This window comes from Methylobacterium ajmalii, assembly GCF_036448855.1.
Classification (GTDB): Bacteria; Pseudomonadota; Alphaproteobacteria; order Rhizobiales; family Beijerinckiaceae; genus Methylobacterium; species Methylobacterium ajmalii.
In genome coordinates, this window is record NZ_JAZFXT010000006.1 from 153,107 (window position 1) to 175,525 (window position 22,419).

The 22,419-nt window shown below is 72.3% G+C and carries 16 protein-coding genes; 7 read left to right on the forward strand and 9 right to left on the reverse strand.

Annotated features, from left to right (window positions below; all coding sequences use genetic code 11):
* Nucleotides 1–179: 179 nt before the first annotated feature.
* Both V3T34_RS02420 and V3T34_RS02425 read left to right on the forward strand, forming a co-directional pair.
* A complete protein-coding gene (locus tag V3T34_RS02420; protein ID WP_060848962.1) occupies nucleotides 180–1,478 on the forward strand; it encodes an MFS transporter in 1,299 nt (432 codons plus the stop codon).
* A 56-nt stretch (nucleotides 1,479–1,534) separates the two neighbouring features.
* Nucleotides 1,535–2,566 carry an AraC family transcriptional regulator gene (locus V3T34_RS02425; RefSeq protein WP_331369092.1) on the forward strand — a complete coding sequence of 344 codons (1,032 nt, stop codon included), beginning with the start codon at nucleotides 1,535–1,537 and terminating at the stop codon, nucleotides 2,564–2,566.
* Between the two features lie 146 nt (nucleotides 2,567–2,712).
* On the opposite strand, the gene V3T34_RS02430 is transcribed toward V3T34_RS02425, so the two are convergent.
* Nucleotides 2,713–3,207: a Ros/MucR family transcriptional regulator gene (locus V3T34_RS02430; RefSeq protein ID WP_060848964.1), complete on the reverse strand. Its 495-nt coding sequence runs from the start codon at nucleotides 3,205–3,207 to the stop codon at nucleotides 2,713–2,715.
* Nucleotides 3,208–3,657: 450 nt separating this feature from the next.
* Between V3T34_RS02430 and V3T34_RS02435 the strand changes: the two genes are divergently transcribed.
* Together V3T34_RS02435 and V3T34_RS02440 are read left to right on the forward strand one after the other, a co-directional pair.
* Complete coding sequence (locus tag V3T34_RS02435) at nucleotides 3,658–6,003, forward strand: Orn/Lys/Arg family decarboxylase (RefSeq protein ID WP_060848965.1); 2,346 nt, start codon at nucleotides 3,658–3,660, stop codon at nucleotides 6,001–6,003.
* Nucleotides 6,003–6,608, forward strand: coding sequence for a GNAT family N-acetyltransferase (locus V3T34_RS02440; RefSeq protein ID WP_060848966.1), 606 nt, complete (start codon nucleotides 6,003–6,005; stop codon nucleotides 6,606–6,608). The genes V3T34_RS02435 and V3T34_RS02440 overlap by 1 nt, the downstream gene beginning before the upstream one ends.
* Before the next feature lie 43 nt (nucleotides 6,609–6,651).
* On the opposite strand, the gene V3T34_RS02445 is transcribed toward V3T34_RS02440, so the two are convergent.
* The gene (locus V3T34_RS02445) at nucleotides 6,652–7,884 is read right to left on the reverse strand and encodes an oxalate decarboxylase family bicupin (RefSeq protein ID WP_305078952.1); all 1,233 of its coding nucleotides are present in this window, start codon (nucleotides 7,882–7,884) and stop codon (nucleotides 6,652–6,654) included.
* Between the two features lie 195 nt (nucleotides 7,885–8,079).
* Between V3T34_RS02445 and acmB the strand changes: the two genes are divergently transcribed.
* Entirely contained in the window at nucleotides 8,080–9,258 is a 1,179-nt protein-coding gene (gene acmB, locus V3T34_RS02450; protein WP_305078953.1) for a methyl acetate hydrolase AcmB, read from the forward strand.
* Between the two features lie 127 nt (nucleotides 9,259–9,385).
* On the opposite strand, the gene V3T34_RS02455 is transcribed toward acmB, so the two are convergent.
* Entirely contained in the window at nucleotides 9,386–10,636 is a 1,251-nt protein-coding gene (locus V3T34_RS02455) for a NupC/NupG family nucleoside CNT transporter (RefSeq protein ID WP_060848969.1), read from the reverse strand.
* 172 nt (nucleotides 10,637–10,808) lie between these two features.
* Here V3T34_RS02455 and V3T34_RS02460 point away from each other — a divergent pair, with 172 nt between their 5' ends.
* Nucleotides 10,809–13,283 (forward strand): caspase family protein, encoded by a 2,475-nt coding sequence (locus tag V3T34_RS02460; RefSeq protein ID WP_305078954.1) that lies wholly within the window; start codon nucleotides 10,809–10,811, stop codon nucleotides 13,281–13,283.
* A gap of 541 nt (nucleotides 13,284–13,824) precedes the next feature.
* On the opposite strand, the gene V3T34_RS02465 is transcribed toward V3T34_RS02460, so the two are convergent.
* The 5 genes from V3T34_RS02465 to V3T34_RS02485 all read right to left on the reverse strand — a co-directional run bounded on the left by V3T34_RS02465 (nucleotide 13,825) and on the right by V3T34_RS02485 (nucleotide 20,430).
* Nucleotides 13,825–15,177 (reverse strand): L-serine ammonia-lyase, encoded by a 1,353-nt coding sequence (locus V3T34_RS02465; protein ID WP_305078955.1) that lies wholly within the window; start codon nucleotides 15,175–15,177, stop codon nucleotides 13,825–13,827.
* Nucleotides 15,174–15,764, reverse strand: a complete 591-nt coding sequence (locus tag V3T34_RS02470; protein ID WP_305078956.1) for a sarcosine oxidase subunit gamma — start codon at nucleotides 15,762–15,764, stop codon at nucleotides 15,174–15,176. The genes V3T34_RS02465 and V3T34_RS02470 overlap by 4 nt, the downstream gene beginning before the upstream one ends.
* The gene (locus V3T34_RS02475; protein WP_305078957.1) at nucleotides 15,757–18,744 is read right to left on the reverse strand and encodes a sarcosine oxidase subunit alpha family protein; all 2,988 of its coding nucleotides are present in this window, start codon (nucleotides 18,742–18,744) and stop codon (nucleotides 15,757–15,759) included. Before V3T34_RS02475 ends, V3T34_RS02470 begins: the two co-directional genes overlap by 8 nt.
* Complete coding sequence (locus V3T34_RS02480) at nucleotides 18,744–19,085, reverse strand: sarcosine oxidase subunit delta (protein ID WP_305078958.1); 342 nt, start codon at nucleotides 19,083–19,085, stop codon at nucleotides 18,744–18,746. The genes V3T34_RS02475 and V3T34_RS02480 overlap by 1 nt, the downstream gene beginning before the upstream one ends.
* 91 nt (nucleotides 19,086–19,176) lie before the next feature.
* Nucleotides 19,177–20,430 carry a sarcosine oxidase subunit beta family protein gene (locus V3T34_RS02485; RefSeq protein WP_060848974.1) on the reverse strand — a complete coding sequence of 418 codons (1,254 nt, stop codon included), beginning with the start codon at nucleotides 20,428–20,430 and terminating at the stop codon, nucleotides 19,177–19,179.
* Between the two features lie 197 nt (nucleotides 20,431–20,627).
* Between V3T34_RS02485 and V3T34_RS02490 the strand changes: the two genes are divergently transcribed.
* Complete coding sequence (locus V3T34_RS02490; protein ID WP_305078975.1) at nucleotides 20,628–21,677, forward strand: GlxA family transcriptional regulator; 1,050 nt, start codon at nucleotides 20,628–20,630, stop codon at nucleotides 21,675–21,677.
* A gap of 216 nt (nucleotides 21,678–21,893) precedes the next feature.
* Here the strand turns inward: V3T34_RS02490 and V3T34_RS02495 are convergent, their stop codons facing one another.
* Nucleotides 21,894–22,415, reverse strand: a complete 522-nt coding sequence (locus V3T34_RS02495; protein WP_060848976.1) for a prolyl-tRNA synthetase associated domain-containing protein — start codon at nucleotides 22,413–22,415, stop codon at nucleotides 21,894–21,896.
* Between the last annotated feature and the right edge of the window lie 4 nt (nucleotides 22,416–22,419).

A 22,419-nucleotide genomic window follows, 5' to 3' on the forward strand; every position in this document is an offset into this window, starting at 1 on the left:
CCGCCCCGATCGCGCCGGGGCCTCGCCGACGGGCTTCCGGTCGGCGGCGTTTTCTGCGACGAGGCCCGCTTCCCCGCCGCCGCGCCCGCCTTCGCGCGACACCCAGCCCGGAGAGCCGCCACGCATGGGCGAGAACCACGCCGCCGGGTCCGGACCCGCGCCCGCCGGGGCCTGAGCCGATGCGACGTCCCCGCCCCGGGCGCCTCGCCCTCGCGCCGGCCTGGCCCGGCGTATGGCTGCTGGCCGGCGCCCACCTCCTCGCCTTCGCCGACCGGTTCATCGCCGCCCTGGTCGCCCCGGCGATCAAGGCCGACCTGCGCCTGAGCGACTTCGAGCTCGGACTCGTCCAGGGCACCGCCTTCGTGGCGGCCTACGCGGTCGCCTCGCTGGCGGCCGGACCCCTGGTCGACCGGCTCCACCGCCCGCGCCTCATCGCCGCCGGGGTCCTGGTCTGGGGGCTGGCCTCCCTGGCCTGCGGGCTGGCGACCGGCCTCGGGGAGCTGGTCCTCGGCCGGGCGGCCCTGGGCCTCGGCCAGGCGGTCCTCACCCCGGCCGCCCTGGCGCTCATCGCGGCGCGCCAGCCGCGGGACCGGATCGGTCAGGGCGTCTCGCTCTACGTCGCCGGCGCCACCCTGGGCCGGGCGACGGCGATGGGGCTCGGCGGCGGGCTCCTCGCCCTGCTGCCGGCGATGGTCCCCCTCGGCCCCGGCGCCCCGGTCGCGGCCTGGCGGGTGCTGTTCGCCCTCAGCGTCGTGCCGAACCTCGTCCTCGCGGTCCTTCTCCTGCGCCTGCCCGATCCCGGGCGCGGCGGCGGCCGCCCGGCGCGTCGGCAGGCCCTCGCGCCCTGGCTCGCCCGGCATGCCGGGCGCTACGCCGTCCTCGCGGTCGCCGGGGTCGCCGTCACCCTGGTGGTGCAGACCACCAACGCCTGGGCGGTGACGCTGCTCGTGCGCCGCTTCGGCCTACCCCTGCCCTCCGCCGGGATGGTGTTCGGGGCGATCGTCGCCGTCGCCGCTCCGCTCGGCCAGGTCGCGGGCGGGCGCCTCCTCGACCGCACGGCCCGGCGCGGCCTGCCCGGCGGGCGGCTGGTGCTCGGCGCGCTCCTCGGCACACTGCCGCTCGCCGCGACCGTCGGGCTGGCGGACGATCGCGGGCTCGCGCTGACGGCGCTGGCCGCCCTGATCTTCGGCCTCGGCATCGGCTCGGTCGCGACGCTGGCGGGGCTGCAGCTCATGACGCCGCGCGCGCTGCGCGGCCGCGTCACCGCGCCGTTCGTGGCCTGCACGACGCTCGCGGGGTTCGGGCTGGGCCCGCCCCTGGTCGGGCTCCTGGCCGATCGCGTCTTCGGCGAGGCCGGGCTCGGCCAGGCCCTGCTGGCCGCGAGCCTGCCGGCCTATGCGGCCGGGATCATTGCCCTCCTGCTCGGTGCGCGCTACCTCCGCGGACCGGCGGCCGTAACGGAAGAAGATCGCCGCTGAGAGGTCGGGGGCCGAAGCACCCCGTCCGCTCCGACCAGGGAGCCCCCCGCGCGGCGATGGACACGATCACCCTCGGCCCCGACATGCCCGCCGCCGACGATGCCTTCGAGGCGTACCGCGCGCTCTACAGCAGCGGCACCGACGTCGATCGCCTGCCGGGCCCGTTGCGGACCGAGGTCGTCGCCCACCGGCTGCCGCGCATGCTCGTCTTCGACCGCCGCCTCGCCGGGGTATCGCACGCCCGCGGGCCGCGCCGGGTCGCCCGCGACGGGTTCGACCACGTCACGCTCCACCTGGTGCTCGCCGGGCGCATGATGCTGGAGGTGCCCGGCGCGATCCGGGCGGTCGAGGCCGGGAGCCTCGCGCTGTTCGACCTCACCCGGCCGCAGCGCACCTGGACCGAGGGCGCGCACATCGTCACCGCGTCGATCGCCCGCGACCGCCTCGATCCGGCGGTGATCGACGGTCTCGACCTGCATGGGCTGGTGCTCGGCCCGGGCGCCGCGGGGCTGTCGATCGATTTCCTTGGCTCGCTCGCCGCCCATGCCGCGGGGCTGACGCCGCACCTCGCCGGCGTCGCGACCGATTCGCTGTGCCTGCTCCTCGGGGCGACCCTGGCCTCGCTGCGCGACCGGGCCGGATCGGTCCCGCCTCCGGTGGCCGCCGGGCGCGCCCGGGCCCGGGCCACCGCCTATATCGACCGGCATCTCGGCGACCGCGACCTCTCTGCCGCGACGGTCGCAGCCGGGATCGGGGTGTCGCGCAGCGTGCTCTACCGCCTGTTCGAGCCCGCAGGCGGGGTCACCCGGTTCGTGCAGCAGCGGCGCGTGGCGCAGCTGCGCCGCTCCCTGTCGCGCCCCGACGAGCACCGCACCGTCGACGAGCTCGCGACCGCGTCGGGCTTCACCTCGCCGAGCCATGCCGGTCGGCTGTTCCGCGACGCCTTCGGCGTGCCGCCCGGGGAGTACCGGCGCGGCGCGCGCGGCCCTGCCGACCCGGACCGGGCCGGTCCGCTCCGGCTCGCGCACATCGCTCGGGCCGGCGTCCCGCCGCTCGGCTTCATGCCCTGGCACGGCGAATTGATGTGACCGGAATCGGGGTGCCCTGACAGGCGAAGGGCGACCGGCCACCGCCGGTCGCCCTCGAGATCCGCGGTCCGGCCCGGAGCGCGGAGCTGCCGGGCGGTCTCGCGGCGATGTAACGAGTACAGTCCCGGACGGGACGGCCCGCGGCCTCAGGCGCGGCGGCGCTTGGCCGGCTTCGCGTCGGCGACCGGCGCCGTCACGACGGCATCCGACGAGGCGCGCTTGGCGGCCGCCGCGACGGTGCGGCCCCGGCCCAGGCCGATGCTCTTGGCCAGCTCGGAGCGCTGCGCGGCGTAGTTGGCGGCGACCATCGGGTAATCGTGCGGCAGACCCCACTTGCGGCGGTACTCCTCGGGGGAGAGGCCGCGGGTGGAGAGGTGGCGCTTGAGCGACTTGTACTGCTTCCCGTCCTCGAGGCTGATCAGGTAGTCCGGGGTCACCGTCTTCTTGATCGGCATCAGCGGGGTCGGCTTCTCGGTCTCCTTGGCGACGGGCTGGCCGAGGGACAGGAAGGCGGTGTGCACGGTGCCGATCAGGCCGGCCAGATCGGCGGCCGGAACCGAGTTGTTGGCGACGTAGGCCGACACGACGTCGGCGGCGAGGGCGACGAAGTCGACGTCATGGACCAAGTTTTCTTGCGACACGGATATTCGTCCTGAATCTACGCGCCCGATTAACGGGCATGGTGCCGATATCGGGCACCCCCCCACAGTTTCAACCCACCGTCGCACGGTCAGCGCGGAATTACCCACAGATGCTTTTTGTAATCGTCCGGAAATGATGTCGCGCAACGGCTTCATCCCGCGGGGCAGATGCACCCAAGCCTTGCGCCCGGCGACGGCTAATCCCCGGCAAACTCTAGGAATCCGGCCAGGGTGGGCCACGACGCGGCCGGGTCCTCCCGACGAAGGTCCAAGCTTGGCCGGTGCATGGCAGGCTTGCGCTCAGCGGGACGCGGTACGGCCGTCCATCGACGGGCCGGGATGCCGCCGACGGTGGCCGAGCGGATTCGCCGCAGGGCCGGGACCGTCATCGGAACGTCATGAGAGGGGCCGACACGCAGGCCATACCGTTACGGACAGGAGCCCCGCCCGATGGATTTCCACCGCCGCTTTACCGTGCTGATGTGCACGCCGGCCTTCGATCCGGACGACCTGGAGGGCGTGCGCGTCAACCAGATCGTGGCGGCGGTCGAGCATCGCGGCTTTGAGGTGGTGCGGGCGCGGCGGGTCGAGGACGCGGCGATCGCAGTCCAGACCGACGCGGCGGTCGGCTGCCTCGTGGTGGACTGGGGCAAGCGCGGCCTCGACGGCAAGGCGGCGGCGCTCATCGACATGATGCGCAAGCGCGGCCTCGAGATGCCGATCGTCATCATGGTCCGGCGCAAGCGGCTCGAGGACATCCCGGTCGAGCTGCTCGACTTCATCGACGGCTACATCTTCCTCGCCGAGGAAACCCCGGAATTCATCGCCCGCGGCCTCGTCAGCCGCGTGACGCAATACGCCGAGACCCTGAAGACCCCGTTCTTCGGGGCGCTGGTCGATTACGCCGAGAAGGGCAACCAGCTCTGGACGTGCCCCGGCCACAACGGCGGCATCTTCTACAACCGCTCGCCGATCGGCCGCATCTTCGTCGAGCACTTGGGCGAGGCGATCTTTCGCGACGACCTCGACAACTCGGTCCTCGATCTCGGCGACCTCCTGACCCACGAGGGCCCGGCCCTCAAGGCGCAGAAGGAAGCGGCCCAGATCTTCGGGGCCGAAAAGACCTACTTCGTGCTCAACGGCACCTCGGCCTCGAACAAGATCGTCCTGTCCTCGCTGGTGGCCGAGGACGACCTGGTGCTGTTCGACCGCAACAACCACAAGGCAGCGCATCACGGCGCGCTGTTCCTCGGCGGCGGCATCCCGATCTTCCTGGAGACCGACCGCAACGCCTACGGGCTGATCGGCCCGATCTTCCACGAGGCGCTGGACGAGGAGAAGATCCGCCGGAAGATCCGCGACAACCCGCTGGTCAAGGACAAGGAAGCGTGGCGCAAGGAGCGGCCGTTCCGCGTCGCCGTCATCGAACAATGCACCTATGACGGCACGATCTACGATGCCCGCGAGATCGTCGCCAGGATCGGCCACCTCTGCGACTACATCCTGTTCGACGAGGCCTGGGCCGGCTTCATGAAGTTCCATCCCCTGTTCCAGGGCCGCTACGCCATGGGGCTGACGGGTCTCGACGAGACCTCGCCCGGCATCATCGCCACGCAATCGACCCACAAGCAGCTCGCGAGCTTCTCCCAGGCCTCGCAGATCCACACCAAGGACGGCCATATCCGCGGCCAGACCCGGCGGGTGGAGCACCGGCGCCTCAACGAGAGCTTCCTCGTCCACGCCTCGACCTCGCCGTTCTACCCCCTCTTCGCCTCGCTCGACGTCGGCGCCCAGATGATGAAGGGGCGCTCCGGCATGATCCTGTGGGACGACACGATCCGACTCGGCATCGAGTGGCGCAAGAAGGTGCGGGCGATCCGCAAGGAGTTCGAGGAGAACGAGCGCGATCCCAAGCGCCGCTGGTTCTTCGATCCCTTCGTGCCCGACACGGCGACGGGCGCGGGCGGCGCCGAGGTGCCGTGGGAGAGCCTGCCGACCGACGAGCTCGCCTCCGATGCGCGCCACTGGGAGCTGAAGCCCGGGGCCGGCTGGCACGGCTTCACCCATGTCGCGCCGGGCTACGCCATCACCGACCCGAACAAGCTCACGGTGCTGACCCCCGGCTTCGACCGGCAGACCGGCGAGTACACCGAGCACGGCGTGCCGGCCCCGATCGTCGCCCAGTACCTGCGCGAGAACCGCATCGTCCCGGAGAAGAACGACCTCAACTCGCTGCTCTTCCTGCTGACGCCGGGCGTCGAATCCTCAAAGGCCGGCACGCTGATCTCGGGGCTCGTCGCCTTCAAGCGCCTGCACGACGACAACGTGCTCCTGGAGGAGGCGATGCCGGAATTCGTCCGGCGCCGGCCGCAGCGCTACGGCGGCGTGCGCCTGCGCGACCTCTGCGCCGACTACCACGCCTTCCACCGGCAGGCCGGGACCTCGGGGCTGCAGCGCAAGCAGTTCATGCCCGAGCACCTGCCCGAGATGGTGATGCCGCCGAAGGCCGCGGCCCAGATGCTGACCCGCAACAACGTCGACTTCGTGCCGATCGCGGAAGCCGAGGGGCGCATCGCCACGACGCTGATGCTGGTCTACCCGCCCGGCATCGGCACGGTGCTGCCGGGCGAGCGGCTCGACGAGCGGGCAAAGCCCATGCTCGACTACTTCAAGATGTTCGAGGCCGCCGCCAACCTGTTTCCGGGCTTCGAGGCCGAGATCCAAGGCGTCTACCGCCAGGTCGAGCCGGACGGGCGCATCCGGTTCTACACCTACGTGCTGCGGGAGGGCCGCTGATGGATTCGGCGCCCACGCAACCCGGGATCGTGATCCGGCCGTCGACCGATGCGGACGTCGCGGCGATGATCGACATCTACGAGCACCACATCCGCCACGGCGTCGGCGATACCGGCGACTTCGAGGAGGACCGGCTCCGGCCGGACGACCTCAAGCGCCGGCGCAAGAACATGCGCTCGAAGCGCCTGCCCCACCTCGTGGCCGAGCGCCACGGGATGGTGGCGGGCTACGCCTACGCGGTGCCGTTCCGCAAGCGGCCGGCCTACCGCTACACGCTCAAGCACTCGATCTACGTCCATGCCGGCCACCTGCATGCCGGCATCGGCCGGCGCCTGCTGCCGGCGCTGATCGAGGCCTGCGCGGCAGGCGGCTACCGCCAGATGATCGGCTACATCGACGCCGAGAACGAGGCGTCCTTGCGTCTGCACGAGACCTGCGGCTTCACGCGCGTCGGCCACCTGCCGGCCGTGGCCTACCGCCACGGCCGCTGGGCCGACAGCGTGATGGTGCAATGCGCGCTCGGCACCGGCGCGTCGGACCAGCCCTCGACCTGGCGCCAGGAGGCGGTGGTGCAGGACGCGCGGGCGCCGCTGCCGCTGGCATGACGTACCGCCGGGACGGGGCCGATCGCCCCGTCCCGGCGCGGGCTCACCCTTTCACCACCGGCGTCTTGGCGGTGGGCAGCCCGGCGAGCACCGTCTCGTCGACGTTGAGGTGCGCTCGCACCAGGGCGTGCGGGGTCAGCGCCATCCACTGGTTCAGCGACACGTCGGCGTAGGTCGGGCTGCGGAACAGCTCGAGGAAGCGCAGCGGCGTCGAGCCGGTATTCTCGACGTAATGGCCCATGGCGAAGGGCACGTAGCCGACGTCGCCGGCCCGGTAGTCGAAGGTGCGGGCCTTCGATTCGGAGCCGAACACCGTCATCCGGCCCTCGCCCGAAAGGTAGTATTGCCACTCGTCGCCGTTCGGGTGCCAGTGCAGCTCGCGCAGGCCCCCGGGCTCGAGCTCGACCAGGGCCGCCGCGATGGTCTTCGAGGCCGGAAATACCTTGGAGTCGGTGATGCGGACCGAGCCGCCCTTGGTGCGGATCGGCTCCTGCGCCAGCATCCGGTAGCTGAAGCCCTCCGGCACCGGCCCGGCGCCGCCGGTCCTGTCGCCAGCGATCGGCCCCGGCATCGGGGCCGGGAAGATGTACTTCTCCTTGTCGGGCAGCCCGGCCAAAGCCGATTCCGGCACCCCGAAATTCTTCGCCAGGATGTCGCGCGGGGTATGGGCGAGCCAGTCGGTGATGAGGAAGGTCGAATCCTCGGAGAAGTGCCCGTCGTCGAAGACGAGCAGGAACTCGCAGCCGTCGACCTCGCCCGGCAGGCCCTGGATCGAGTGCGGGATGCCGGAGGGAAAGTACCAGAGGTCGCCCTCGCCCACGTCGTCCACGAAGGTGCGGCCCGCCTGGTCCACCGCCGTGATGCGGGCGCGGCCCTTCAGCATGTAGGCCCACTCGGCCTCCTTATGCCAATGCATCTCGCGGGCGACGCCGGCCTTGAGCCGCATGTTCACGCCGGCCATCGCGGTCGAGATCGGCAATTCGCGGGTCGTGGTCTGGCGGGCCCAGCCGCCCTCCTCGATCCGCATGTGGCTGTCGGTGAACGACCACTTGAGGTTCGGCATCGTGCCGTGGTCGGTCTTCGGCGGCAGGGTGGTGAAGGGCTCCTGCGCCTGGCGGGCCGGGTTCACCGGTCCGAGGATGTCGGCGCCGTCCCGGCCGCGGATCGGCTGCGGGCCCGACGGGGCGGCCGGAGCCTGCGCTTGGGCAGTGGCGGCGGTGCCGACGAGGCCGGCGGCCGCGGCGGCCAGGGTGTCGCGGCGGGAGATGAGGGTCACGGGCGGTCTCCTGCTCCGGCGGAAACAAGGACTCGAGGCCTCCGCTCGGCGCCGGTTCAATCGCGCGTCCGGCCGCGACGTTCCCTCGGGTCAGGCCTGCGCCGCCGGCATCCCGGGCCGGTCCGGGCTCCCGCCTGACAGGGCGGCGGCGGCGGGATAGTCTGCCGCCCAACGACGAATGCCGGGAGGACACGGATGGGCGACGATCTGACGGCCGCGGCCGACGCGATCCTGCGGCGCGCGGTGGCCGGGTCCCCCGGGCTCGCCGGCGTGGTCGCGATGGCGACCGACCGGGAGCGGGTCCTCTATGCCGGCGCCGCAGGCCTGCGCGCGCCCGACGCGCCGATGACCCCCGACACGGTGATGGCGATCTTCTCCACCACCAAGGCGGTGACAGCCACCGCCGTGCTGCAGCTCGCCGAGGAAGGCCGGCTCGACCTCGACGCCCCGGCCGCCACCTACGTGCCGGCCCTGGGCGAGATCCAGGTGCTCGAGGGATTGTCCGACGACGACACGCCGCGCCTGCGCCCGCCGGCGCGCCCGGTCACCACCCGGATGCTGCTCCTGCACACCGCAGGCTTCGGCTACGACATCTTCAACGAGCGCTATGCCCGCCTCCTGCGCGCGCGCAAGCAGGCCACCGTCACCAGCGGCACCCGCGCCGCGCTGATGACCCCGCTGCTGTTCGATCCCGGCGAGTCGTGGGAGTACGGCAGCAGCATCGACTGGGCCGGGCAGGTGGTCGAGGCGGTGGCGGGCGAGCGCCTCGGGGCGGTGATGCGGGAGCGGATCTTCGCGCCGCTCGGCATGGACTCGACCGGCTTCGTGCTGACCCAGGAGATGCGCAGCCGCCTCGCCCGGATGCACCAGCGCGGCGCGAACGGCACGCCGACCGAGATCGCCGGCTTCGAGCTGCCGCAGGCCCCCGAGGTCGAGATGGGCGGCCACGGGCTCTACTCCACCGCCGAGGACTACCTGCGCTTCGTCCGGATGTGGCTCAACGACGGCGCGGGGCCGCACGGCCCGGTTCTACGCCCCGAGACGGTCGCGATGGCGGCAACGAACGGCCTCGGGCCGGATCTCAAGATCCGCGCCCTGCCGGGGGTGAAGAGCCACCTCTCGCACGATGCCGAGTTCTTCCCCGGGATGCCGAAATCCTGGGGTCTGAGCTTCATGATCAACGACGAGGAGGCGCCGACCGGGCGCTCCGCCGGCTCGCTCGCCTGGGCGGGCCTCGCCAACCTGTATTTCTGGATCGACCGGGCCAAGGGGGTCGGCGGGTTCTGGGGCACCCAGCTCTTCCCCTTCGCCGACCCGGCCTCCGTCGAGAACTTCTTGGAGTTCGAGACGGCGGTGTACAGGAGCCTGTCCTGAATCCTACCGGACCCTGATCCTTCCATCCACGACCGCATCCTGAGGGTTGGTCGATCGAAGATCGACCAACCCTCAGGATGCGGTTCGCCAGTGGGACAGGATGGGTTTTGGAGCAAACCAAAAGCCCTCACGCCCCGATGAACACCCCGGCGATCGCCGCGCTCGTCAGGTTCGACAGGGTGCCGGCGAGGATCGCCCGCAGGCCGAAGGCCGCGACCTCGGAGCGGCGCTCGGGGACCAGGCTGCCGAAGCTCGCGAGCTGGATCGCGATCGACGACAGGTTGGCGAAGCCGCACAGCGCGAAGCACAGGATCGCGGTGGTCCGGGCCCCGAGCTCGCCGCTCTTCAGGACCGGCGACAGGTTGGCGTAGGCCAGGAACTCGTTGAAGGCGAGCTTCTGGCCGATGGCGCCTCCGACCAGAATCGCCTGGTCCCACGGCACGCCGAGGAGCCAGGCGAGCGGCGCGAGCACGAAGCCGAGCCCGCCCTCGATCGAGGCGCCGGGCATCCCGACGAGGCCGCCCGCATAGGCGACGAGACCGTTGAGGAGCGCGATCAGCCCCACGAAGGCGATCAGCATGGCGCCGACCGCCGCCGCCACCGCGAGACCCTTCTGGGTGCCGTCGGCGGCTGCCTCGATCACGTTGACGGCCCGGGTCTCGCCGAAGGTGACCTGCATCGTCGTCACCCGGCTCGGCTCGGTCGAGGGGACCAGGATCTTGGCGTAGAGGAGCCCGCCGGGGATCGCCATGAACGAGGCGGCGAGCAGGTAGGGCATCGGCACGCCGAGCGCGGCGTAGCCGGCGAGGATCGAGCCGGCGGTGGAGGCCGCCCCACTCGTCATCACGGCGAAGAGCTCGGCCCCGGTGAGCAGCGCCAGGAAGGGGCGCAAAGCCACCGCGATCTCGCTCTGGCCGATGAAGATGGTGATGACCGCCGAGAAGGTCTCGATGCGCGACGTGCCGAGCACCCGCTGCAACGCCGCCCCCAAGCCCCGGGCGAGGGCCTGCATCACACCGAAATGGTACAGCACCGCGATCAGCGCCGAGACGTAGATGATCTGCGGCAGGACCCGCAGGGCCAGCACGAAGCCGCCGCCGCCGAACAATTCGAACATCTTGGGTTCGACGAGGCCGCCGAACAGGAACGCCACGCCCTTGTCGCCGTAGGACAGGACCGCCTGGACCGCGTCGGCCACGGCGCCGAGGCCCGTGCGGCCGGCGGGCCAGAACAGCACCAGGGCGCCGAGCGTCACCTGCACGGCGAGCGCCGAGAGCACCACCCGAGGCCGGATCGCCCGCCGGTTGGTCGAGAACAGCACCGCGACGGCGATCATCAGCGCGATGCTGGCGGCGGCGTGGATCAGTCTGTCCGGCATCGAGGCTCCCTCTTCGGCAATCGCCGCAGCAAGGGTGATGCCGCATCGTTCAGTGCCGGTTCAAGGGCCGGGGGACGAGATGGGGCGCGCCTTCGTCCTGCCCGGAAAACGGGCGACCACATGCGATCCGCCGCGCAAGGACGCGGCCCGCCACCCACGGGAGGGCAACGCCATGCCGCCGCTCCGCCACCTCGTCCTCGCCATCGCCCTCGCGACGCTGGCGAGCCTCGTCGCCGCCCTGCCGGCGGGGGCCGCGCCCGCCGAGCGGCGCATCGCCCTCGTGATCGGCAACGGCGCCTATCCGGGCGGCGCGCTGGCGACCGCCGCCAACGATGCCGGCCTCGTCGCCCAGACGCTGCAGGCGGCGGGGTTCGACGTCGTCGGCGCCCGCGACCTCGACGAGGAGTCGCTGCGCCGCACCCTGCGCGACTTCACCGACAAGGCAGCGGCGTCGGGGCCGGACACGGTGGCGTTCCTCTACCTCTCCGGCTCCGGGCTGCAGCTCGCCAACGAGGCCTATTTCGCCCCGGTCGACGCGCGGATCGAGACCGCCAGCGACGTACCGGTGCGGGCGTTGCGGATCTCGGATTACGTCTCGCGCCTCGCCGCCCTGCCGCTCAGGGCGCGCTTCGTGGTGCTGGACGCCGCGCGGGCCTCGCCGTTCCACCTGAAGGGCGATCCGCTCGCCGGCGGCCTGCCGCTGATGGAGGCCGGGCCCGGCAGCCTGATCGCCACCAACGCGGCGCCCGGCACCGTCGGCCCGGCCGAGACCGGCCCCTACGGCGCCTACGCGCTCGCCCTCGTCGAGATGATCCGCGAGGGCGGCCTCGCCCCCGCGGCCCTGTTCGAGCGGGTGCGCCTGCGGGTGGCCGAGACGACCCGCGGCGCCGAGGTGCCGTGGAGCGCCTCCCGCATCGAGGCGCCGTTCGTGTTCCTGGAGCGGGAGGCCGGCGCGCCCTCCCTCGCCGGCTTCGAGCCGCCGCGAAAGCCGCTCGGCGAGATCGGCGCGCGGGAGGCCTACGCCGCCTGCCTCGCCCGCGACACCCTGCCGGCCTACGAGGAGTTCGCCGCCGCCTATCCGCGCGATCCGCTGGCCAAGCGCGTGCGGGCGATCATCGCGGCGCGGCGCGAGGCCCTGACCTGGCGCACCAGCGCCATGGCCGACACGCCGGAGGCCTACTGGTCCTACCTCGGCCGCTATCCCCGCGGGCCGCATGCCTGGGACGCCCGCCGGCGCCTGTCGGCGCTCGCCGCCGCGCTGGCGCCGCCGCCGGATTACCGGGCCCTCGCCTACGACGTGCCGCCGCCCCCGCCCGACGAGATCGTCTACGTCGAGCGCCCGGCCCTCGTCCTCGACGACCCGGTCTACGCCCTTCCGCCGCCGCCCGTGGTCTTCCTGCCGCCGCGCCCGGTCGTGCTGGTGGATCTGGCCCCGCCCCCGCCGCCGCCCGTGGCCTATCTGCTGCCGGTGCCCGCCTACGTCCCAGTGCCGACCTACGTGGTCGCCCCGCCCGCGGTGGTGGCCCCGCCGAACCCGGGGCTGTTCCACAACCTGCACGCCCCGGTCGCGGCGGGACCGGAATTCCATGGGGCGCCCCCCGGGGGGACCGGCCTCGCGCCGGTCGCCGGCGCCGCCGTGGGCGCGGCGATCGGCGCCGCGGCAGCCCGCGTCGCCCTGCCGCCCGCCCTCGCCCGGAAGATGGATGCCCCGCTCGGCGCCCCGGGACAGATCCCGCGCCGCGACAACCCGTCTCCCGGCCCGATCCCGGGTACGCCCACCGCACCACTCGCCGGTCCTCTTGGCGGCCCAGCTGCCCTGCGGCCGAGCCTGCCCGGGCAGATCGCACCCGCCGCAGGGCCGCGCCCTGGGGCGCCGAACCCGGCCCAAGCCCTGCCGGGTGCCGGCGGCACGCCGCTGCCCGCCGTCGCCGGACGACCGGGACTGCCCAACGCCCCGGCCGACGGCCGGGCGGGTCTCAACCAGATCCCGCCCGCCGCAGGGCGGGCCGGCGCCCAGGCCGGCGCGCGGCCCCCGGTGAACCACCCCGGTACGACACCGCCGCCGGGGAATGCCGCCGGGGCGCCGCAGGGACCTGCGGCCGGCGTGCTTCAGGGGCCTGCAGCCGGCTTGGCACAGGGCGTGCGCCCGCCGCTCACGCCGCTGCGCCCGGTGCAGCCCCTGCGCAGCGCCCAGCCGCAGCGGATGCCGCCCGGGGCGCGACCCACCGTGCCGCCGCAAGCCGGCCTGCCCCCGTCGATGCCGCCCCGGCTCGCCCAGCCCCAGCCGCGCATGGCGCCGCAGCGCATGGCGCAACCGCCCCGCGCGGCCGGCCGGGAGCCGCAAGCCGACGACGCCCTGCGCCGGATGCGGATGGATCAGGCGATCCGCCAGCAGGCCCAGCAGGCTCAAGCCCAGGCCCAGGCGCGCCAGCGGGGCGAGGCGCAGCAGATGATGCAGCGCCAGCAGCAGCAGATGCAGGATGCGATGCGACGCCAGCAGGCCCAGGCGATGCGCCAGCCGCAGATGGCCGCGCCACGCCCCCAGCCGATGGCCCCCCGGCCGATGCCGCAGATGCCCCGGCCGACGCCGCACGGCCCGGGGCCGGGCCACGGCTGCGGCCACCCGGGCGGGCCGCCCTGCCGGTAGCGACGAGCGGGCGGTTCCAGTCCGGAGCCTCCGGGATGGGGCCAAGGGCCCGGACCCGGGCTATCTGGCATGCCCGGCACCGCCTCGCCCTCGTGCCTCCGCCGCCACCGGATGCACGAGGACGCCCGGGTGCCGTCCCTGCCCCAGGCCGTGCCGGGAACGCCCCAGCGCCGTGGCGCCTCCTGCCCCGCCGCGTGCCGCTCGCGGCAGGGTGCGACCCTGCGCGCACGCGGCGCCGACAGGATCGTGGGTGCACGCTCGTCAGAGCACCTTCAACATACTCAATAGATCAACGGACAATCTTACCCCAATACGCAATTTTATTGTGAAATGTTTGGATCGACGATCACACTCGATATAATATCGACCGGACTCGAAGTAGGCATTTAGGCTATAAATCATATCTATTTAATTTAATCATTATATTACGACATCGACTACGGGAGATACAAAAGGCTTGGTAGACCGATTTTGGATGTAATATTTAATACTGAACCCCGAATAAAAATTCATTTCTCGAATGGGTCGAGCAGCCTCCCTATCAGCACGCCGACACGTTGACGGCCAGCCCGCCCAGCGACGTCTCCTTGTACTTGTCCTGCATGTCGTGGCCGGTCTGGCGCATGGTCTCGATGACCTGATCGAGGCTGACGAAGTGCACCCCGTCGCCGTGCAGCGCCAGGGAGGCCGCCGCCACCGCCTTGTTGGCCCCGAAGGCGTTGCGCTCGATGCAGGGAATCTGGACGAGGCCGCCGATCGGGTCGCAGGTCATGCCGAGATGGTGCTCCATCGCGATCTCGGCCGCGTTCGCCACCTGGCGCGGGCAGCCGCCCAGCACTGCGGCGAGCCCCGCCGCCGCCATCGCGGCGGCCGAGCCGACCTCGCCCTGGCAGCCGACCTCGGCGCCCGAGATCGAGGCGCGGCGCTTGATCAGCCCGCCGATCGCGGCCGCCGCGAGCAGGTAGTCGCGGCCGCGGGCCTCGCTCCAGTCCGGGCAGAAATCGACGATGTAGCGCAGGACCGCCGGCACGATTCCGGCCGCCCCGTTGGTCGGGGCCGTGACCACGCGCCCGCCCGAGGCGTTCTCCTCGTTCACCGCGAGCGCGAACAGGCCGATCCAGTCCATGATCTCGTGGGCCGGCCGGCTGTTGGCGAGCTTCTTGGCCTCCAGCGTCTCGTGCAGGCGCCGGGCGCGCCGGCGCACCTTGAGGCCGCCGGGCAGCTCCCCGTCCATCCGCAGGCCGCGGGCGATGCAGGCGAGCATCGCGTCGCGGATCGCGTCGAGGCCGTCCTCGATCTCTCCCTGGCCGCGCAGGGCGCGCTCGTTGGCCATCTGGACCTGCGGGATCGACAGGCCGGTCTCGGCGCAGATCCGCAGGAGGTCGGCCCCGCTGTCGAACGGGTAGGGAACCGGAGCGGCTTCGATCCCCGCCGGTCCCGCATCGCCCTCCTCCTCGACGAAGCCGCCGCCGACCGAGTAGCACACCACCTCGTCGAGGAGGGCGCCCGCCGCGTCGAAGGCGCGGAACCGCATCCCGTTGGTGTGGCGCGGCAGGACCTCGGTGAAGTTGAGCGCGAGGTCGCGGGCGGGCTCGAAGACGAGCCCCGGCAGTCCGATCTCGCCGGTCTCCGCCAGGATTCCGATGTACTCCGCCACCCGGTCGGGATCGACGGTTGCGGGCTCGTGCCCGAGAAGCCCCAGGAAGATCGCCACGTCGGTGGCGTGGCCGCGCCCGGTCCAGGCCAGCGACCCGAAGATCTCCGCGGTGACCCGCGCCGCGCCGGGCAGGGTCGCCACGCGCTCGCGGAAGCGGCGCGCGGCGACCATCGGGCCGATCGTGTGCGAGCTCGACGGGCCGATGCCGATCTTGAACAGATCGAAGGCGCTGATCATCGGGCGGGGACCCGCTCCACCGGCTGGGCCGCGATGGCGGCCTCCTCAAGGAAGCCGTGCACGTAGGTCGCGAACGAGCGCCAGCACTCGACCCGGTAGGACGGCACCGCGCCGGCATGGCGGATGAGCACGATCTCGGCCTTGCCGAGCAGGGTGCGGGTCGCGCTGCCCGGCGGAAAGGCGGCGTCGCCGAGATCGAGCGGGCAGCCGGCGTTGAGGACATCCGCCGCCAGCGCGCCGGTGACGTCGATGCCGACGTTGCGGTGCGAGATGTCGACGAGCGAGTGGGCGCGGCCCCGGAGGTCGGCGGCCGCGGCCTCCGCGAGGAGGTCGGCCTCGCCCTCGGGCATCCCGATCAGCCACTCGTCGGGCCCGAGCCGCGCCACCCAGCGCCGGTCGTCGCCCGTCACCGTGTTGATCGGCCGGTCGAGGGGGAAGCCGCCGGGCGAGAGGGGTCCGCGCAGGCGCAGGGAGAACCGCGCCTCGGCCTCGGCCGGCTGGATCAGGATGCCGCCGCGGGGCAGGGCGGGCGCCACCGGGCGCCCGAGCGGCAGGGTGCGGGCGGTGCGGTAGCGGACCTCAAGCATTGATGCGCTCCCCCTTGGGATCGAGGAATACCGGCTCGGCCACCGTGGCGGTGGTGAAGCCGTCCGGGGTCGTGACGTGGAGCGTCCGCCCCATGAGGTCGCGGCCGTCCGCCACGAGGGCGAGGGCGATGGAGCGGTTGCAATTGGCGCTCCAGTAGCTCGACGTGACGTGGCCGAGCATCCGCATCGGGATCGGCTGGCCCGGATCGGCGACGATCTGGGCGCCCTCGTCGAGGACGACCTTCGGGTCGTCGGTGACGAGGCCGATCAGCTGCTTGCGGCCCTTCGCGACCACGTCGGGCCGCGAGAGGGAGCGCTTGCCGACGAAGTCCTTCTTCGCCTTGGCGATCATGCCGGCCAAGCCCACGTCGTCCGGCGTCACCGTGCCGTCGGTCTCCTGGCCGACGATGATGTAGCCCTTCTCGGCGCGCAGGACGTGCATCGTCTCGGTGCCGTACGGGGTGATCCCGTGCGGCCGGCCGGCCTCCATGATCGCCTCCCAGACGGCGAGCGCCTGGTCGGAGGGCACGTTGATCTCGAAGCCGAGCTCGCCGGTGAACGAGACCCGAAACAGCCGGGTCGGCACGCCGCAGATCGTGCCCGAGCGCATCGCCATGTGGGGGAAGGCCTGCGGCGACAGGTCGATGCCGTCCACCAGGGGCTCGATCACCGCGCGGGCCTTCGGACCCTGGAGGGCGATCACCGCCCATTGCTCGGTGGTCGAGGTCAGGAAGACGTCGAGGTCGGGCCACTCGGTCTGGAGGTAGTCCTCCATGTGCGCGAGCACCCGGGCGGCGCCGCCGGTCGTGGTGGTGACGTGGAAGCACTCGGGCGAGACCCGGGCGACGACGCCGTCGTCGAGGATGTAGCCGTCCTCCTTGAGCATCAGCCCGTAGCGGCAGCGGCCGGGTTCGAGCTTGGCCCAGGGGTTGATGTACATCCGGTTCATGAACTCGGCCGCGTCCGGGCCGACGATCTCGATCTTGCCGAGCGTCGAGGCGTCGAAGATGCCGACGCCCTCGCGCACCGCCTTGCACTCGCGGGCCACCGCCGCGTGCAGGTCCTCGCCCGCCTTGGGGAAGTACCAGGCGCGCCGCCACAGGGCGACGTTCTCGAACAGGGCGCCGTGGGCCTCGGCCCAGCCGTGGATCGGCGTGGTGCGGATCGGGTCGAACAGGGCGTGGCGCGCCGGGCCGACCAGGGTGCCGAAGGTCACGGGGGTGTAGGGCGGCCGGAACGTCGTGGTGCCGACCCCCGGCAGCGTCTTGTCGAGCTGCCCGGCGACGATGCCGAGCGCGTTCATGTTCGAGGTCTTGCCCTGGTCGGTCGCCATGCCGGTCGTGGTGTACCGCTTGACGTGCTCGATCGAGTGGAAGCCCTCGCGCACCGCGAGCTTGATGTCCTTGGCTGTGACGTCGTTCTGGAAGTCGACGAAGGCCCGGACCTTGGTCGGGTCGGCATTCGTCGGCATCACCCGCGCCGGCTGGAAGCCGGTGGCGGTCGGCGTCGCCGCGAGGGCGCGCCGCTCCTGCGAGCCCGCCGCCTCGGCCCCCGCCGCGTCGCCCTCGGCCAGGCAGGCGGCGAGGTCGTAGGTGCCCTTCGCCGCACCCGCCGAGCGCTCGGCCTGCGCCGAGGTGCCGGGCACGAAGGCATCGAGGCCGGGCTCGTAGACGAGCTTGCCGCGGGATTGCGAGAACAGGTGCACGGCCGGCGTCCAGCCGCCCGACATGCCGACGCAGTCGCAGGAGAGGAGGCGGGAGGCGCCGATGCGCCCCTCCGGGCCGATCGGCGCGACGACGAGCCCGGTCACGCGCTTGCGGCCCTTGGCGCCGAGCACGGTGTGGCCGGTCAGGACCTCGATCCCAGCCGCGCGCAGCTCCGCCGGCTCCGCCCCGCAATCGGCCTCGAGCCGCAGGTCGACGAGGGTGACCTCGGCGCCGGCCGCCTTGGCGTCGAGCGCGGTCCGGTAGGCCGAGGCGCCGGTCGTCGCGAACACGATGCGCCGGCCCGGCAGCACGCCGTAGCGGTTGGCGAAGACCCGCACGCTCTCGGCCAGCATCACGCCCGGCCGGTCGTTGTCGGAAAAGACCAGGGGCCGCTCGTGCGCGCCGCCGGCCAGCACCACCTCGCCGGCCCGCACCTGCCAGAGCCGCTCGCGCGGGGCCTGCCCGCCGCCCGCCGGCAGGTGGTCGGTGACGCGCTCCGCGAGCGCGACGTGGTTGTGGTTGTAGTAGCCGAACGCGGTGGTGCGCGGCAGCAGGATGACGTTCTCGCGCGCGTCGAGATCGGCCAGGGTCTCGGCGAGCCAGACAGCGGCGGGCCGCCCGTCGATCTGCGAGGTCAGGTCGTGCAGGAGCGAGCCGCCGGGCTCGGGGCCCTCGTCGGCGAGGATCACCCGCTTGCCGGTGCGCGCCGCCGCCAGAGCCGCCGCGAGGCCCGCGGGGCCGGCGCCGACCACCAGCACGTCGCAATGGGCGTGGCGGTTGGCGTAGCGATCGGGATCGGCCGCCACCGGCGCCTTGCCGAGGCCGGCGGCCGCGCGGATCACCGGCTCGTAGACCTTGTCCCAGAACTTCCGGGGCCACATGAAGGTCTTGTAGTAGAAGCCGGCGACGAAGATCGGCGACAGGAGGTCGTTGACCTCGCCGACATCGACCTCGAGCGAGGGCCAGTGGTTCTGCGACAGGGTCTTGAGCCCGTCGCGCGCCTCGACCACCGAGGCGCGGTTGTTCGGATCGACCCGGCCCGGGCCGCGATCGACCGAGAGCAGCGCGCTCGGCTCGTCGGGCCCGTGGCTCAGGATGCCCCGCGGCCGGTGGTACTTGAACGAGCGCCCGACGAGGTGGATGCCGTTGGCCAGGAGCGCCGAGGCGACGGTATCGCCGTGGTAGCCCTCGACGGTGCGGCCGTTGAACGAGAAGCGGATCGGGCGTGCGCGGTCGATGCGGCCGCCCCGGGAGGTTCTGAACGGCTGCGCCATCACGCCCTCGCTTGCGTCACGGTGGACTGGGTCACGGTTGCGGGGACCTCCGGGGAGGTGATCTCGGACGACCAGGTCGGCTGCGCCCCCGCCGGGTAGGTCTCGAGGAAGCGGTCGCTCACGGTGTCGCGCAGCGCATTGAACCAGCGCCCGCAGCCGTGGCTGTGGCACCACCGCTCGGCGTGCACGCCGCGGGGGTTCGACCGGACGAAGAGGTGCTCGCTCCAGGACTGGTCGTCGAGGGCGGCCGGATCGACGGGGCGGGCAATGTGGGCTTGGCCGCCGCACCGGAACTCGGTCTCGGGTCGGTTGCCGCAATGGGGGCAGGCGATCAGCAGCATCGGGCGCCTCGTGGCGGCGGAAGAAGGAGGGAGAGGGGCGTCGCGTCTCGAGTGTGTGGGGGTGCGCCGGGCGTCGCCGTCCGGGCCCGCGTCAATGCGCGACGGCGGCGGCCGCGGCCTCGTCGATCAGGCGCCCGGTGCGGAAGCGCTCCAGGGTAAAGGGCGCGTTGATCGCGTGCGGCGTGCCGGTGGCGAGCGTGTGGGCGAAGACGTGGCCCGAGCCCGGGGTCGCCTTGAAGCCGCCGGTGCCCCAGCCGCAATTGACGAACAGGTTCCGGACCGGGGTCTTGCCGATGATCGGCGAACGGTCCGGCGTCACGTCGACGATGCCGCCCCAGGAGCGCAGCATCCGCATCCGGGTGAATTGCGGAAACAGCTCGCAGATCGCGTCGAGCGTGTGGGTGGTGATGTGGAGACCGCCCTGCTGGCTGTAGGACGTGTACTGGTCGGTGCCGGCGCCGATGACCAGCTCGCCCTTGTCCGACTGCGAGATGTAGGCGTGGACCGCGTTCGACATCACCACGCAGGGGAAGACGGGCTTGACCGGCTCCGAGACCAGGGCCTGGAGCGGGTAGCTCTCGAGCGGCATGCGCACGTCGGCCATCGCCATCACGGTCGAAGTGTGGCCGGCCGCCACCACGCCGATGCGCCCGGCCTTGATGAAGCCGCGGGTCGTCTCGACACCGATCGCCGCCCCGGAGGCGTCGCGGCGGATGCCCTTGACCTCGCAGTTCTGGATGATGTCGACGCCGCGGGCATCGGCGCCGCGGGCGTAGCCCCAGGCCACCGCGTCGTGGCGGGCGGTGCCGGCCCGGCGCTGCAGCGCGCCGCCGAGGACGGGGTAACGGAGCTTGTCCGAGATCTCGATCGGCGGACAGAACGCCTTGCACTCCTCCTTCGACAGCCACTCGTTGTCGATGCCGTTGAGGCGGTTGGCGTAGACGTGGCGCTTGAAGCTCTGGACGTCGTGGATGTTGTGCGCGAGCATCAGGACGCCGCGCTGCGAGAACATCACGTTGTAGTTCAGCTCCTGCGACAGGCCCTCCCACAGCTTGAGGGCGTGCTCGTAGAGCGCGGCGCTCTCGTCGTAGAGGTAGTTGGAGCGGATGATCGTGGTGTTGCGGCCGGTGTTGCCGCCGCCGATCCAGCCCTTCTCCAGCACCGCCACGTTGGTGATGCCGTGCACGGTGGCGAGGTAGTAGGCCGTGGCGAGGCCGTGCCCGCCGCCGCCGACGATGACGACGTCGTACTCCGCCTTGGGCTGCGGATCCCGCCACTGGCGGCCCCAGCCCTGGTGTCCCTTCAGGGATTCGGAGAGCAGCGACGTGAGGGAAAAGCGGCGCATCGGTCAGCCTCGCTGTGTTGAGGGATCATCGGCCGCACGCCCCGGCCGGGCTTTCTCGACGGCGACCGCGAGTTTGAGATTTGCGACGCCGGTGCAGGGCCGCGCCGCCCGGCTGCGATTCCCCGCGGGATCGGGTAACCTGGAACGAGTCTCGCTTCGCCGGAGCGGAAGTGATGCAGAGGACCGGAGCGCGGGCGATGGAACAGGCCGGACACGGGACCGCTGAGGTGGTGAAGACGACCTCGGTCGGCTTCATGCTGGTGGCGCAGTTCTCGATGATCGCCTTTACCTCGGCGATCGAGCCGCTGCGGCTCGCGAACCGTGCGGCAGGGCGCGAGCTCTACCGCTATGGTCTGTGGTCGGCGGACGGGACGACCTGCGAGGCCTCGAACGGCGTCGAGGTCAAGGTGACGGGCCGGTTCGAGGAGGCGCAGGGGCTCGACATGCTCATCGTCTGCGGCGGGCTCGACATCCACCGCCACGACCACCTCGCGCTCCAGGGCACCCTGCGCCGCAGCGCGTCCCGCGGTGCGGCGATCGGGGCGGTCTGCACCGGCACCTACGTGCTGGCCAAGGCCGGGCTTCTCAACGGTTACCGGGCGACGATCCACTGGGAGAACCTCGCGAGCCTCGCCTCCGAGCACGAATCGCTGGAGATCGGCTCCGACCTGTTCGAGATCGACCGCACCCGCTACACCTGCGCCGGCGGGACCGCGGCGGCCGACATGATGCTGTCGCTCATCGCCCGGGAGCACGGGCCGGGCCTCGCCTCCGAGGTCGCCGACCAGCTGATCCACCACCGCATCCGCGAGGCCGACGAGCGCCAGCGGATGGACCTGCGCATGCGGCTCGGCGTGGCCCACCCCAAGCTCCTGCAGGTGGTGGCCCTGATGGAGGAGACCTTCGCCGAGCCGCTCGGCAGCCAGGCGCTGGCCGACACCGTGCGGCTGTCGAAGCGCCAGCTCGAACGGCTGTTCCTCAAGTATCTCGGCTGCTCGCCGGCCAAGCACTACCTGCACGTGCGCCTCGACCACGCCCGCCACCTGATCCGCCAGACGGCGATGCCGCTCCTCACCGTCGCGCTCGAATGCGGCTTCTCGTCGGCGTCGCATTTTTCCAAGGCCTATGTCGACCATTTCGGCCGCCCGCCGAGCGCCGAGCGCAAGTCCTCGACGCCCGCGCCCCGCGCGCCGCGCGGCGGGTCCGTTCGCGGCAGCGAGGCGCCGGGGCGCCGGGAGCCGGTCTGAGGGTGCCTTGGTCGCCGGCGGTGCGCGTCTGCTCCCCCTCGCGACGGAGCGGTCCCGGCCGCCGGCCTTGATCGGGCCATGGTCTCGGGACCGAAAAACTTGCCGTGGCAGCGCCAGCGGGCGATGCGCGTCACACGCTCCGGCTCAGTCACGCCAGACCGCGCGGAGCGCGAGGTCGATCGGGGCCCACCCCGCGACGGAGCGGGGGTCTCCGCCTCAGGCCGCCGCCTCGTCCCCCGTCCCGCCCGGCAGCCCGAACGGCTCCGGCGCGTGCCCCTCGGCCCGCAGGGCGGCCAGAAGGTCGGCGGGGGTCAGCGAGAGGGTGCGGTCGTTCACCAGCGGGTGGACGTTGATCCGCTCCTCGGCGAGCAGCGCGTCCTGGATAAACACCTTCACGGCGCCCGGCGCGGCGTTGAGGGCGGCGAGCGGCGAGACGGCGCCGCTCTCGACGCCGAGCTGCTCGCGCAGGGCGTCCGCGCTGGCGAAGGACAGGCCGCCGCGGGCGCCGAGAACCGACCGGAAGCCCTTGAGGTCGACCTGCGCGTCGTGGTGCAGCGTGACCAGGAAGTAGGTCTTCTTCCCGTCGCGCAGGAAGAGGTTCTTGGTGTGCGCGCCCGCGATGTCGCCGCAGGCCGCCATCATCGCCTCGACGGTCAGGACCGGCGGATGCTCGTAGAGCGTGTAGGGGATGGCGCGCTCGCGCAGGCGCGCCAGGAGGTCGTCCGAGGTCAGGGGCATGGTC

Excerpts from the sequence above, each read along its gene's own strand:
- V3T34_RS02435 (WP_060848965.1), top strand. The coding sequence starts at position 3,658 with ATGGATTTCCACCGCCGCTTTACCGTGCTGATGTGCACGCCGGCCTTC.
- V3T34_RS02495 (WP_060848976.1), bottom strand. The coding sequence starts at position 22,415 with ATGCCCCTGACCTCGGACGACCTCCTGGCGCGCCTGCGCGAGCGCGCC.
- V3T34_RS02460 (WP_305078954.1), top strand. The coding sequence starts at position 10,809 with ATGCCGCCGCTCCGCCACCTCGTCCTCGCCATCGCCCTCGCGACGCTG.
- V3T34_RS02480 (WP_305078958.1), bottom strand. The coding sequence starts at position 19,085 with ATGCTGCTGATCGCCTGCCCCCATTGCGGCAACCGACCCGAGACCGAG.
- V3T34_RS02420 (WP_060848962.1), top strand. The coding sequence starts at position 180 with ATGCGACGTCCCCGCCCCGGGCGCCTCGCCCTCGCGCCGGCCTGGCCC.
- acmB (WP_305078953.1), top strand. The coding sequence starts at position 8,080 with ATGGGCGACGATCTGACGGCCGCGGCCGACGCGATCCTGCGGCGCGCG.
- V3T34_RS02455 (WP_060848969.1), bottom strand. The coding sequence starts at position 10,636 with ATGCCGGACAGACTGATCCACGCCGCCGCCAGCATCGCGCTGATGATC.
- V3T34_RS02475 (WP_305078957.1), bottom strand. The coding sequence starts at position 18,744 with ATGGCGCAGCCGTTCAGAACCTCCCGGGGCGGCCGCATCGACCGCGCA.
- V3T34_RS02470 (WP_305078956.1), bottom strand. The coding sequence starts at position 15,764 with ATGCTTGAGGTCCGCTACCGCACCGCCCGCACCCTGCCGCTCGGGCGC.
- V3T34_RS02485 (WP_060848974.1), bottom strand. The coding sequence starts at position 20,430 with ATGCGCCGCTTTTCCCTCACGTCGCTGCTCTCCGAATCCCTGAAGGGA.
- V3T34_RS02440 (WP_060848966.1), top strand. The coding sequence starts at position 6,003 with ATGGATTCGGCGCCCACGCAACCCGGGATCGTGATCCGGCCGTCGACC.
- V3T34_RS02425 (WP_331369092.1), top strand. The coding sequence starts at position 1,535 with ATGGACACGATCACCCTCGGCCCCGACATGCCCGCCGCCGACGATGCC.
- V3T34_RS02490 (WP_305078975.1), top strand. The coding sequence starts at position 20,628 with ATGGAACAGGCCGGACACGGGACCGCTGAGGTGGTGAAGACGACCTCG.
- V3T34_RS02465 (WP_305078955.1), bottom strand. The coding sequence starts at position 15,177 with ATGATCAGCGCCTTCGATCTGTTCAAGATCGGCATCGGCCCGTCGAGC.